Raw genomic sequence first — 12,658 nt, 5'->3', positions numbered from 1 at the left:
TCAGAACCTCGCAGAGACATTGAATTTTACGGCCCGGCCCGGTGCAGGCATCATCGACCGGGTGAGCGGGTCGAGGTAATATTCATTGGTCAGGTTGGTGGCCGTCAGTTCGAGGGCAACATCCGGGGTGATTTTATATTTGGCATAAGCATCTACGGTCAGTACTGAATTCCATCGCATCGGGTAGTTATTAAAATTGCTGTATTGGTTAGGGACAATCGTCATCAGGCGTTTCTCCTGGCTGTTTTCCACTGCACTGTGGTAGAGCCAGCGGCTGCCGATTTCTAATGACTCCTGCAATAAACGCCCGCCGAGGTTAAAGGTCACAGAGTAGTGCGGCTGAATTTGGGTGCGCAGGAACCCGCCCGGATAACCACCGTCAATGCATGGCGGAATATCTTTCAGCCCGGTAGGATCCATAAAGGCATGGGATGTTTCATCACAGACTTTATTGGTGAGGTTATAGGTCACCCCCAGATCACTGAAGATCCAGCCATGATCATAACGGGCCTGGATTTCAATCCCTTTCAGGATCTGCTTATCCATCTGTGTAAAACGGAAATAATTATCACGATCAAAGACATTGAGGATATCCGTATGGAAGTAGTTCAGCCGGATATCTGCATGGCGGTCAGCATGAAGCAGTGATTTCCCGTTAAAAACTACACCGTATTCCCGTGTTACCGCACGTTCCGGTTTATAACGGTAACCGATATGCGGGACAGAGGAACCGGAAAACCCGACAGTATCCTCAAACAGGCTCGGCATACGTACGGTTTCCGCATAGCGGCCATACAGACGCAGATCATCAGTCAGATGCACCGAGGCAGACAGCATCGGTGTCCAGGCGCTAGCCTGGCGGCGGGGTTTTTCTTTCCAGGTGTGGGTGACTGCCTGAAGTTCTCTGTCACCGTGCGAAATAGGGAGGCTGCCATACTCATAGAGATAGGTTTCCTGCCCGGTATAGGGATCAATACCCCGTAATGCGGTATCGATATCCGGCCGGTCTTTCTGTTTCAGGCGTCCGTCACTGGTATCCACCGGCCAGAATGCCTGCTCATGTACCATTGGCCGGTCTTTCCGGTTGTTGAGGTAATCACGACGCCATTTTGGGTATATAGACTGAAAAATTTTTCCCCATGTTGCTTGTTTTTCTTCCGGGGTCAGTTCGTGCCACATACCCTGCTGCCGTTTTTTATAAACCTGTGATTCTATTTCGGTCATATTCCGGAAATAATTCAGGTAATAACCGGTAACTTCATAGTTTTGTTTGCAGTAGGGGTCTTTGCGGGCGGCGCACTCATTGGAGAGATCATCCACACTCCAGTATACGGTTTGTCTGCCGCCGGCACTAAGTGACAGCCAGGAGACCGGCTGCCAGTCCAGGCTGACGGATTGCTGATATTCAAAGCGGCGGCCTTTACGGGCGGGAACAGCGAACATAAAGAGTTTATAGTTTTCCAGGCTGGTATTACTGTCCAGATGCTCAAACTGCATATTGGCGGCCAGAGTCACCGACAGTTCCGGGGTAAAAGCAAACTTATTGCTGAAATCCAGCCCGTAGCGCTGATTCTGTACATTCAGGGCAGCGGTGTTAATCAGTGTTCCATCGATTGCCGGGTTGATGGTGTTGATATCCCCCTGTTTATAGCCGTAGTCCATATTCTTCGGGTAACGCGGCCAGCCGCCGCCGGAGTTGGTATTGCTGGTGGTCAGGGTGGTCCACAGGCGGATATCTGCATCAATATAGGTAAAATGTGCCGGTTGGGATTTCAGGTGAAGATAACCGGCCTGTGCATGCAGGTCAGCCAGCGGCCACTGCGGAATAATATTATCCTCAGCGCGGATCCAGCCCAGCCGGGAAGGCATAATATCGCCGAAATCCGAGCGGGTATCGCGCCAGCTGAGTTGCAGCGCGTGGTCATCATTCAGATACCAGGTATTTTTTATCAGCCAGGATTCCGTTTTTGCCGATGTATTGGGAACTTCATTACCCTTGCGGTAAATACGGGACACAAACGGCATATACGGGTCGTAAGTCATATTCGACATTTGCAAAATACCGATATCACTGTCAGACATTTCATCATTATAGTTTTCGCTGTGGCGTTTACCGGCAAAATAGTTTCCCCGGTCGCGGTAAGCATAAGCCAGCAGCAGATCCATATTTTCCTGACGGGTACCCACTGCCAGACGCCAGGCGTAGTCGCTTTTATTCAGTGTGGGGGCATTATCACGATTTTCCGGGGTTAAATGGGTGCCGGGGTCGTCAATGATAAGCCAATCAAATTGCATATTATCCACAAGGCGGTAATCTTCCCCGAGCCCCAGATTGGGTATCCGGGCTTTGGTGGTGTTACTGCTGTTTTCCAGCATCAGTGCAGCACCAAACTGGTCACCGTTTTTCACCACGTCATTGATAGTGAGCGTTTTCATGGCAACACCGCCGCCTACCGACGTTTTCAGGAGCGGGTTAAGGGACGGGCCTTTTTCAATCTCAATTTCACTGATCAGCATCGGGTCAAGGTAGTTACGGTTATTGGCACCGTTATAACCCCGGTACACCGTCACGGCCTGTTCGGTGCCGTCGATGGTGACCGGTACACGGCCCGGCCCCTGTATTCCGCGGATATTGACATCCAGCGCGTTGCCGTTGCGGGCATCACCGCTGAATACCCCGTTGGCGCCTTTGAGAATATCGGCGGCAGAGGCGCCTTTATAGCGCTCTATTTCTTCTTTGGTGAGGATCAGGGTGGAGACATTTTTGTCATAGATTTTATCTTTGGCGCTGTCAGCAGCGGTCTGTTCATTACGGAGCGTAATATCGCCCAGGTGCTGATCTTTTTCCTCTGCCGCCAGTCCCGGCAGCGGGATAAATAACACGGGCAGAAGCAGTGTGATTGTTTTATATGGGTGACCAGATAATGGTGAATGCGAAGACATAACGATTCCCGGATGATAAAAAATAAATAATCAGAAAGGGTTAAAACAGCCGTTCAAAACGCAGCATGATTTCAGTCTGCCGGTAGCTATAAAGCCATGGGACAGAACTGCGGTTGCGGGTGTGGATCAGTGAAAGCTGAGGTGAAATTTGCGCGAATGACGGCGGATAGAGCGCGAGTGTTGTACTGTACTGTCGGGTGAGATCCTCCCTGGCCTGGCGGTGTAACGGATGTGTATGGTGATAACGTTTACGGGTGTAAACGGCATGAACAGACTGGGACACAAAAGGGTGCCACAGATAGGTCAGGCCGGTATGCAGGGCAGCCGTCTGGTAATGTTTATAGGGATCATTTTTTTTGTGGACGGTGGTTTCTGCCTGTAAATACAGCGTGGCTGCCGGATGCGGACGCCAGGTTATCTGTGGTATCAACTGGTATTCAGTGCCGTTATGTGAATGCAGATAAGGCTGATAACGGTGCTGTCGAAGTGCAGCCAATCCGCCGAGAGACCACTCCGGGCTGAGTTGCTGATTCAGATACGTTTGTAAGCCGTAAGCTGAGGAAAAACGGCGCCCGGCGGAAAAATGCTGCTCCAGCAGCGGAGTCAGTTGCCATAAAGTATGGTGATCCTGATAGTGATAACCCGTTTTAGCAGTCAGTGTTAAGGTATTGGCTGCCTGATTCGCGGCATCATACCGGGTGGATACCCGGTAGTGCTGCGTCAGAAAATGGGAGCCGGACAGCGGCGTCAGCCTGCGCAGATCCCAGTCGCTGCGCCATTGTAAGACGGTGTGGGGGATCTGCGGAATAAGGCTGGCGTAACAGGAACCATCGGGGCTGTAGTGCAGGCAGTGTGTTTTCGGCAGTGGAGTCTGATAATAGTTATCCGTGTAATGGCTACCGGCGCTGAGCAGTAATGACCAACTGAGTGCCCGGGTGAGTTCGGTAATGGCGCGGGTAATCTCCGGATAGTGGGGAGAGGTCACCGGCAGGCGCTGGCTCAGTTCCCGGAACAAAAGCAAGGCGTTCCCGAGCTGACGATCAGCCCGGTAGCTGCGGGCCAGTTCCAGTTGTGCGGTAAAGAAATGGGGTTTCTGTTGCAGAATAGTGTTATATAACCGGATTGCAACCCCGGGGCGCTGGTTTAAATAGGCCAGTTTTGCCTGGCTGAAGATTATCAGTAACGGGTCAGCCTGATGTTCCTGCTGATAAACAGATAAGTAATGATAAATTGCTTTGAGGTTATTTTTCTTTAGTGAGAGATATAAATTTCGTGCAGTATTATCATTCTCTGAATGATTATTTTTTTGTATGGTTGCAGATACCGGTAATGAAAAAGCAAGTAATAATAAAAAAAGAATAAATCCGTAAATTAACTTTATCTGCGATGACATATTTATATCCGCTAAACACCAGGAACAGATAATCTGTTCCTGATGAAATGTATCAATAATGAATTAAGACTTGGTTCCGCCGAACGCGATATTCTTCGCTTTATCACTGCTGAACTCAGCATAACCGGCAACCTGCTGTGCATTGTCACCAAAGAAATGCCCGTTGGTCGTACCGCTGACGGCTGTGGTATCGGTACCGGTGGTGCTGACAGATGCGGTTCCATCAAAGGTTGAACCACTGATATCCCCGCTCAGGCTGTAGCTGAGCTCGGTTGAGCTTAGAGAGCCGCTAAAGGTATTGGCATCAAAATCCGTACTAAATGTACCGCTGATCTGTTCACCGCTGCTGTACCCGCTGAGTCCTTTAATGCTGTACTGTGCCGTCCCTTCGGATGGCATGGCGGCGGTAATATCTTTCCCGGCGTAATACACCATATGGGAATCATCGCTGAAATCAGTACCGGAAACCCATTCACCGTAATAAATATCGGCATCGGCTATTTTGGCAAAATTAAAAGAGCCCATACTGCGGTGTGACTGCGGAGTTGAGGTGATAACAGAAACACCGTTATCGTTTGGTGTTGCACGGTTGGGTCCCTGCAGTCCGGCAAAGCTGACTTTGGTTCCGTTGTGCATGCCGGAATAACCAATTCCCGGTTCTCCGCCCGGTGACGGATGCCCCTGACGCTCTGATGCAGCGGTTACGCCGACAGATATATAGTTACTTAAGCCTTCGGCAGATGATGATCCATAGCCCGCATCAGCCTGAGCCTGTACCGCGGAGAATGCGGCACACAGGGTAACCAGTGTCGCCAGCGGGGTTTTCATATTAAATGTATTCATAAACTAAACTCCTTGTAATTTAATGAATGACCGGATGAGTGAAATGCCTTTTTCCGGTATGATTGCCGGAAGCAAATAAACGATAAAGGAGAATGAATTTTCTGTAAATGAGAATTATTATCATTTGTTTGCAATGAGAATAATTTGATTAGAATGCTAATTAAATAACGAATTAAAAAATCACCATTTTTTATTTTTTGTGACAGATTTATTTCAAATATAAGAATGAAAATATGTGATGCACATTCAGAGTTTTTCTGTGCGGTAAACCGGGTTATTAATTCATAAATATCATTAAAAGTGATGATTATTTTTTCTTTTATTGATGGAGCGATTTTAAACGTAATAATAATGTATTTAATTAATGGTTATTATCGCATTTGATTTGGTATTTATGTTTCATACTGTCTGGTGTTTTAAGCTGAACGGATAGTCTGACAATGAAACAAACGCTGATATTTTTGCTGTTAACGGTGCTGGCCTGCGGATCCGCATCGGCCACATGGCCGCAAACCGGGAGAAGTGATTTTTCTGAGCGTTATGAGGTGATTACCCTGACACCGGCTATGCCGGTGCCCGGTGCGGTTAATAATGACCCGGCAACAAAAGGCCTGCGGCTGATCGGCCTGCGGCGTGACGGTAACGGGCAGTACACCGAGGTTACGCGCCAGTTTTCCCCCGGAGCGACGAAACACATCCGTTATAAAGGACGGCAGTACCGCATAGTCGGGGATGTTTACCGTGCAGATAATCTGTCAGATACCGGACGCTGGGATAAAGGGCAGTCCGTGGTGACGGAAGAGTATTACGAGATTCTGGATAAAGACGGAAAACGGACAGGAAAGGGATTTTATTTTTCGTCGCGTGACCGCTGATGTAAGTACAAATAAGGTATCAGCAATAAAGGTTGTATTAAGTTTTCTGCCCGGAAAACCGGTAACATACCGGAATCACCCTGATTAGCGGAGAAGTACATGTCATCAGTCCGGATCCTCAGTGTTGCACAGTGTCATGAATCGCTGCTGGACAGCGCGGAAGCACTGATTGCGGAACAATGGCCATTGTTTATGTTATCCAGTCCGGTTTCTGACCAGTACTGGGATGCACTTTATCGTGAGGAAAACTTGCCTTTTCAGCAGGTTGCGGTTGTAACCATTGCCGGAGAGGAGCAGGTCGTCGGGCTTCTGAGTGCGATTCCGTTTTATTTTCCGGAAGATGCACCGCTGACTGATCTGCCGGATGAGGGCTGGGATGCGGTGCTGACGCAGGGGGCAACCGATACCCGGAAACCGACATTTGTATCCGCACTGTCAGTGACCGTTGACCCGGATTTTCGCGGACGCGGTATCCCTGCACAGCTTATCACCGCGCTGAAAGCGGCCGTTGCACAGGCCGGGCTGAAGGGCGTGGTGGTACCGGTGCGTCCTACGCTCAAGGCACAGTATCCGTTACAGGATTTCGCGGAATATTGTCAGTGGCAGACCCCGCAGGGTGAGCCGTTTGACCCGTGGATCCGCACACATGTCCGGCTGGGCGGGCAGATTATCAAACCGGCTATGCGTTCGATGGATATTACATCCTCCGCTGATAACTGGTCTGAATGGACCGGCATGGCCTTTCCGCACGCCGGTCAGTACATTGTGCCGGGGGCTTTGGTACCGGTTCAGGCCGATCCTGAAACGGATCGGGTCATTTACCATGAGCCTAACCTGTGGATCTATCATCCGCTGGCTGAATAGTCAGGGGATCAGCCGTTCAGGGTGGGTATAGATGGTGGCCCGCCCTTTTTTACAGAAGCCGGCCAGTGTCAGGCGGCAGCGTTTGGCGGTTTCAATTGCCAGCGTGGTCGGGGCGGAAACCGCAAACAGAATTTCCGCGCCGCACTGCGCACTTTTCTGCACCATCTCATAGCTGGCGCGGCTGGAGACCAGCACAACACCATCAGTCCACTGTGCTTTTGCCCGCATACCGAGCAGTTTATCCAGCGCCACATGACGGCCGACATCTTCACAACCGCCCAGTAATTCACCCTGCGGAGAAATCCAGCCTGCGGCGTGAGTGCAGCCGGTCAGCTTTCCTATTTCCTGTACCTGCGGCAGCAGGCTGAGTGCCTCATCGAGGTGGCTGAGAGAAAAGGTCTGTGTGAAATCCAGCGGCGTGATCGGGCGGAAAATCTCGCTGATCTGCTCGGTGCCGCAGATGCCGCAGCCGGTGCGCCCGGCCATATTGCGGCGGCGCTCTTTCAGCCCGGCAAAACGGCGGGCGGATAATTCAACGTGGACTTCAAATCCGCCGTGGCAGGCATCCGTAATATCAATCCCGCGGATTTCATCAGCGGATTCAATAATGCCTTCGGAAAGGGAAAAACCGACCGCAAAGTCGTCGAGGTTTTTCGGGCTGGCCATCATCACCACATGGGAGATACCGTTGTACACCAGGGCAACCGGCGTCTCTTCTGCGACCCAGTCATTTTCATTATGCCCGGGTTTATCTTTTTGTTGCACATTTGTGAGATGCGCACCGCGAATTAGGCAATTATGTAACGATTCTATGGAATAAATGTCATCCATCAGATGAATTCCTGCGCTTAATAATACATAATAATAGTATGGGTAAAAGTTTACACCATTCCACCAGGCAATGAACCTGATCGCACGCACCACTGTGCGGATAAAAAGAAAGTTCGCTGTGGCTTATTTTGCAGCGGCATAAGAGCAATGTAATAAGGAGATCTCCATGCAAGTCAGCAGAAGGCAGTTCTTTAAGATCTGCGCTGGCGGTATGGCGGGTACAACGGCGGCGGCTCTGGGCTTTGCCCCGGCGGTCGCTATTGCCGGTTCACGTCAGTATAAGCTTTTACGCGCACGTGAAACCCGTAATACCTGCACGTACTGTTCCGTCGGCTGCGGGCTGTTAATGTACAGTCTGGGTGACGGGGCAAAAAACGCCAAAGAATCTATTTTTCACATTGAAGGGGACCCGGATCATCCGGTAAACCGCGGCGCACTGTGCCCGAAAGGCGCAGGTCTGATCGATTTTATCCACAGCGAAAGTCGTCTTAAGTATCCTGAAGTCCGTGAGCCGGGCACCAACGAGTGGAAACGTATCTCGTGGAATGAGGCGTTTGATCGTATCGCCCGCCTGATTAAAGATGACCGCGATACTAACTTTATTGAAAAGAACAGCGATGGCGTTACCGTCAACCGCTGGTTAACCACCGGGATGTTATGCGCATCTGCTGCCAGTAACGAAACCGGATTTGTCACCCAGAAATTCTCCCGCGCCCTCGGCATGCTTGCCGTGGATAACCAGGCGCGTGTCTGACACGGACCTACGGTAGCAAGTCTTGCTCCGACATTTGGTCGCGGTGCCATGACCAACCACTGGGTTGATATTAAAAATGCCAACCTTGTTGTTGTGATGGGCGGAAACGCTGCGGAAGCTCACCCTGTCGGGTTCCGCTGGGCGATGGAAGCCAAAATTCATAACAATGCCAAACTGATCGTTATTGACCCGCGCTTTACCCGTACAGCGGCTGTGGCGGATTTCTACACGCCTATCCGTTCCGGTACTGATATTGCGTTTCTGTCAGGTGTCATTAAGTACCTGATGGAAAATGAAAAAATCAACCGTGAATATGTTGAGGCGTACACCAACGCCAGCCTGATCGTCCGTGAAGATTACGATTTTAAAAACGGGCTGTTCACCGGTTATGATCCTGAAACACGCCAGTACGATAAAACCACCTGGAATTACGAACTGGATGAAAACGGCTTTGCGAAACGCGATACCACACTGCAGCATCCGCGTTGTGTGTGGAACAAGCTGAAAGAGCACGTCAGCCGTTATACCCCGGATGTGGTGACCAATATCTGCGGGACGCCGAAAGAAGATTTCCTGAAAGTCTGTGAATATATCGGCGAAACCAGCGCGAAAGATAAAACCGCCTCATTCCTGTATGCACTGGGCTGGACACAGCACACTGTCGGTGCGCAGAACATCCGTACCATGGCCATGATCCAGCTGCTGCTGGGTAACATGGGGATGCTGGGCGGCGGTGTGAACGCGCTGCGCGGTCACTCCAATATCCAGGGCTTAACCGACCTGGGTCTGCTGTCTCAGAGCCTGCCGGGCTACCTGACGCTGCCGTCTGACAAACAGACGTCATTGGAAAGTTATCTGGCTGCCAACACGCCGAAACCAACGGTACAGGGCCAGGTTAACTACTGGGGCAACTATCCGAAGTTCTTTGTCAGCCTGATGAAAACCTTCTACGGTGACAAAGCACAGAAAGAGAATAACTGGGGCTTTGACTGGCTGCCGAAGTGGGATAAAGGCTACGACGTTCTGCGTTATTTCGACATGATGGATAAAGGGGAAGTGAATGGCTATATCTGCCAGGGCTTTAACCCGTTAGCCTCATTCCCGAACAAAAACAAAGTGGTTAAGGCGCTTTCAAAACTGAAGTTCCTGATCACCGTTGACCCGCTGAATACCGAAACATCGAACTTCTGGCAGAACCACGGCGAGATGAACGATGTGGATCCGGCACAGATTCAGACCACGGTGTTCCGTCTGCCGTCCTGCTGTTTCGCGGAAGAGAACGGCTCTATCGTTAACTCTGCCCGCTGGTTACAGTGGCACTGGAAAGGCGCGGATGCCCCGGGCGAAGCTATCAGCGACGGCGAAATCCTCTCCGGGATTTTCCACCGTGTCCGCAAGCTGTATGAAGCGGAAGGCGGTAAGGTGCCTGAGCAGGTGCTTAACATGACCTGGAACTACTTTGATCGCGATAATCCGACACCGGAAGAAGTCGCTCAGGAGAGTAATGGTCTGGCGCTGGTCGATCTGAAAGATGCTGACGGCAATGTTATTGTGAAGAAAGGCGAGCAGCTCACCTCCTTCGCACAGCTGCGTGACGACGGTACCACGGCAAGCGGATGCTGGATTTTCGCCGGCAGCTGGACACCGCAGGGTAACCAGATGGCACGCCGTGACAACGCTGACCCGACCGGACTGGGTAATACCCTCGGCTGGGCGTGGGCATGGCCGCTGAACCGCCGCGTCATTTATAACCGTGCATCTGCGGACCCGGCGGGTAAACCGTGGGATCCGAAACGTCAGATTCTGGAATGGAACGGCAGCAAGTGGATCGGTATGGATGTGCCGGACTACAGCAATGCCGCGCCGGATTCGGATGTCGGGCCGTTTATCATGCAGCCGGAAGGGATGGGCCGCCTGTTTGCTATCGATAAGATGGCGGAAGGGCCGTTCCCTGAGCACTACGAGCCGATTGAAACCCCGCTCGGCACTAACCCGCTGCATCCGGATGTGGTCTCCAACCCGGCAGCCCGTGTCTTCAAAGATGACTGGGCGCAGATGGGTAAAGCAGCGGAATTCCCGTATGTTGGTACAACTTACCGTCTGACGGAGCACTTCCACTACTGGACCAAGCATTCACGGTTAAATGCTATCACTCAGCCGCAGCAGTTTATCGAAATCGGTGAGCGTCTCGCGAATGAGAAAGGCATTTCCCATGGCGATACGGTAAGAGTCAGCTCCAAACGCGGTTATATCAAGGCGAAAGCAGTGGTCACCAAACGCATCCGTACCCTGGATGTGAATGGTCAAAAAGTGGATACCATCGGTATTCCGATTCACTGGGGCTTTGAGGGTGTGGCGGTGAAAGGCTTTATTACCAACACACTGACACCGTTTGTCGGGGATGCGAACACCCAGACGCCTGAATTTAAAGCCTTCCTGGTTAATGTGGAAAAGGTGTAAGGAGATAAATTATGTCAATGCAATCACAGGACATTATTCGTCGCTCTGCCACCAATTCCCTGACCCCCGCACCTCAGGTGCGGGATTTTAAGGAAGAAGTGGCGAAGCTTATCGACGTGACCACCTGTATCGGCTGTAAAGCCTGTCAGGTGGCCTGTTCGGAGTGGAACGACATCCGTGACAAAATCGGTACCAACGTGGGGGTGTATGATAACCCGCAGGATCTGTCCGCCAAGTCATGGACTGTCATGCGTTTCTCCGAAGTGGAAGAGAATGGCAAATTTGAGTGGCTGATCCGCAAAGATGGTTGTATGCACTGTGCGGACCCGGGCTGTCTGAAAGCCTGTCCGGCAGAGGGCGCAATCATTCAGTATGCCAACGGGATTGTCGACTTCCAGTCAGAGCACTGTATCGGCTGCGGTTACTGTATCGCGGGCTGTCCGTTTAATGTGCCGCGTATCAACGAAGAAGATAACCGCGCTTATAAATGCACACTGTGTGTTGACCGCGTGGATGTGGGTCAGGAACCGGCGTGTGTGAAAACCTGTCCGACCGGGGCGATTCATTTCGGCTCGAAAGAGGATATGAAAGCGCTGGCCGGTGATCGTGTGACTGAGCTGCAAAGCCGTGGTTATGCCAAAGCCGGTCTTTATGATCCGCAGGGTGTCGGCGGTACGCATGTGATGTATGTGCTGCACCACGCTGATAAGCCGCAGTTATATCACGGCCTGCCGGAGAACCCCGAGATCAGTGCTGCGGTGAAATTCTGGAAAGGTGCGTGGAAACCACTGGCAGCAGTCGGTTTTGCGGCAACCTTTGCGGCGGCAATCTTCCATTATGTGGGTATCGGCCCGAACCGGGTATCAAAACGCGAGGAAGAAGAGGCCCTGAAAGATATTCAGGATGTTCCGGCAAAGACTGAGCAATCAGCAGGTCAGGAGGAGCAGAAATAATGCAACAGGATGATCGCGAAAAAATTATCCGCCACAAACCCATTGCGCGTATCAATCACTGGGCTGTGGTCATTTGTTTTCTGTTCACGGCCATCAGCGGGCTCGGGTTTTTCTTCCCGTCGCTTAACTGGTTTATGAACATTCTGGGTACCCCGCAGTTATCACGTCTGCTGCATCCGTTTACCGGTGTGGTGATGTTCTTACTGTTTGTGTTTATGTTTTTCCGTTATTTTAAACACAACTTTATCAACCGTGATGATATCGAGTGGGCGAAGCAGATCGGCAAAATCATGAAGAATGAGGAAGCCGGTGATGTCGGTCAGTATAACCTCGGTCAGAAAGGGGTGTACTGGGCGGCCAGTATCTGCCTGTTCCTGCTGCTGCTGAGCGGTATCGTTATCTGGCGTCCTTACTTTGCGGAGTATTTCTCCATTCCGGTGATCCGTATCGCGCTGCTGGTACACTCCATTTCCGCTATCGGGCTGATTATCACTATTATTGTTCACGCGTATGCGGCAATCTGGGTGAAAGGGTCAGTGCGTGCGATGACGGAAGGCTGGGTAACGCGCGGCTGGGCGAAGAAACATCACCCGCGCTGGTACCGTCAGATTGTGGCAAAAGAGCGCGAAGAGGATAAAAAAGGTCAGTGACCGTTTTTACTATTCTCGTGTGACCATTCAGAAGGCAGGGATTTCCCTGCCTTTTCGACATTTTAAGGCAGCCGGTTCATAATAGGGTTTTA

Annotated in this window: 9 protein-coding genes; 5 read left to right on the top strand and 4 right to left on the bottom strand. The window is 51.2% G+C overall.

Annotation, left to right across the window (positions count from 1 at the left end; all coding sequences use genetic code 11):
• From GN208_RS06800 to GN208_RS06790, 3 genes are all read right to left on the bottom strand, one after another.
• Positions 1-2,943 (bottom strand): TonB-dependent receptor, encoded by a 2,943-nt coding sequence (locus tag GN208_RS06800; protein WP_004236705.1) that lies wholly within the window; start codon positions 2,941-2,943, stop codon positions 1-3.
• A gap of 40 nt (positions 2,944-2,983) precedes the next feature.
• Entirely contained in the window at positions 2,984-4,336 is a 1,353-nt protein-coding gene (locus GN208_RS06795; RefSeq protein ID WP_004236703.1) for a surface lipoprotein assembly modifier, read from the bottom strand.
• A 63-nt stretch (positions 4,337-4,399) separates the two neighbouring features.
• Entirely contained in the window at positions 4,400-5,179 is a 780-nt protein-coding gene (locus tag GN208_RS06790; RefSeq protein WP_004236701.1) for a Slam-dependent surface lipoprotein, read from the bottom strand.
• Between the two features lie 440 nt (positions 5,180-5,619).
• Here GN208_RS06790 and umoA point away from each other — a divergent pair, with 440 nt between their 5' ends.
• Both umoA and GN208_RS06780 read left to right on the top strand, forming a co-directional pair.
• Entirely contained in the window at positions 5,620-6,054 is a 435-nt protein-coding gene (gene umoA, locus GN208_RS06785; RefSeq protein WP_004236700.1) for a UmoA family flagellar biogenesis regulator, read from the top strand.
• A 99-nt stretch (positions 6,055-6,153) separates the two neighbouring features.
• A complete protein-coding gene (locus GN208_RS06780; protein ID WP_004236698.1) occupies positions 6,154-6,918 on the top strand; it encodes a GNAT family N-acetyltransferase in 765 nt (254 codons plus the stop codon).
• On the opposite strand, the gene fdhD is transcribed toward GN208_RS06780, so the two are convergent.
• Positions 6,919-7,749: a formate dehydrogenase accessory sulfurtransferase FdhD gene (gene fdhD / locus GN208_RS06775; RefSeq protein ID WP_004236697.1), complete on the bottom strand. Its 831-nt coding sequence runs from the start codon at positions 7,747-7,749 to the stop codon at positions 6,919-6,921. It abuts the gene before it with no gap.
• A gap of 166 nt (positions 7,750-7,915) precedes the next feature.
• Here fdhD and fdnG point away from each other — a divergent pair, with 166 nt between their 5' ends.
• The 3 genes from fdnG to fdoI are packed head-to-tail and all read left to right on the top strand — an operon-like array spanning position 7,916 to position 12,566.
• Entirely contained in the window at positions 7,916-10,963 is a 3,048-nt protein-coding gene (fdnG, locus tag GN208_RS06770) for a formate dehydrogenase-N subunit alpha (protein WP_079549259.1), read from the top strand.
• A gap of 11 nt (positions 10,964-10,974) precedes the next feature.
• Positions 10,975-11,916 (top strand): formate dehydrogenase subunit beta, encoded by a 942-nt coding sequence (fdxH, locus tag GN208_RS06765; RefSeq protein WP_004236694.1) that lies wholly within the window; start codon positions 10,975-10,977, stop codon positions 11,914-11,916.
• The gene (gene fdoI, locus GN208_RS06760; RefSeq protein ID WP_004236693.1) at positions 11,916-12,566 is read left to right on the top strand and encodes a formate dehydrogenase cytochrome b556 subunit; all 651 of its coding nucleotides are present in this window, start codon (positions 11,916-11,918) and stop codon (positions 12,564-12,566) included. Before fdxH ends, fdoI begins: the two co-directional genes overlap by 1 nt.
• Positions 12,567-12,658: the final 92 nt, after the last annotated feature.

It is taken from the genome of Morganella sp. HSTU-ASny43, from assembly GCF_022819185.1.
Classification (GTDB): domain Bacteria; phylum Pseudomonadota; class Gammaproteobacteria; order Enterobacterales; family Enterobacteriaceae; genus Morganella; species Morganella morganii.
Note: the sequence above shows the minus strand (reverse complement) of the source record. Positions and strands in the feature narration are given on the sequence as shown.

Excerpts from the sequence above, each read along its gene's own strand:
- fdoI (WP_004236693.1), top strand. The coding sequence starts at position 11,916 with ATGCAACAGGATGATCGCGAAAAAATTATCCGCCACAAACCCATTGCG.
- GN208_RS06795 (WP_004236703.1), bottom strand. The coding sequence starts at position 4,336 with ATGTCATCGCAGATAAAGTTAATTTACGGATTTATTCTTTTTTTATTA.
- fdxH (WP_004236694.1), top strand. The coding sequence starts at position 10,975 with ATGTCAATGCAATCACAGGACATTATTCGTCGCTCTGCCACCAATTCC.
- fdhD (WP_004236697.1), bottom strand. The coding sequence starts at position 7,749 with ATGGATGACATTTATTCCATAGAATCGTTACATAATTGCCTAATTCGC.
- GN208_RS06800 (WP_004236705.1), bottom strand. The coding sequence starts at position 2,943 with ATGTCTTCGCATTCACCATTATCTGGTCACCCATATAAAACAATCACA.
- GN208_RS06790 (WP_004236701.1), bottom strand. The coding sequence starts at position 5,179 with ATGAATACATTTAATATGAAAACCCCGCTGGCGACACTGGTTACCCTG.
- umoA (WP_004236700.1), top strand. The coding sequence starts at position 5,620 with ATGAAACAAACGCTGATATTTTTGCTGTTAACGGTGCTGGCCTGCGGA.
- GN208_RS06780 (WP_004236698.1), top strand. The coding sequence starts at position 6,154 with ATGTCATCAGTCCGGATCCTCAGTGTTGCACAGTGTCATGAATCGCTG.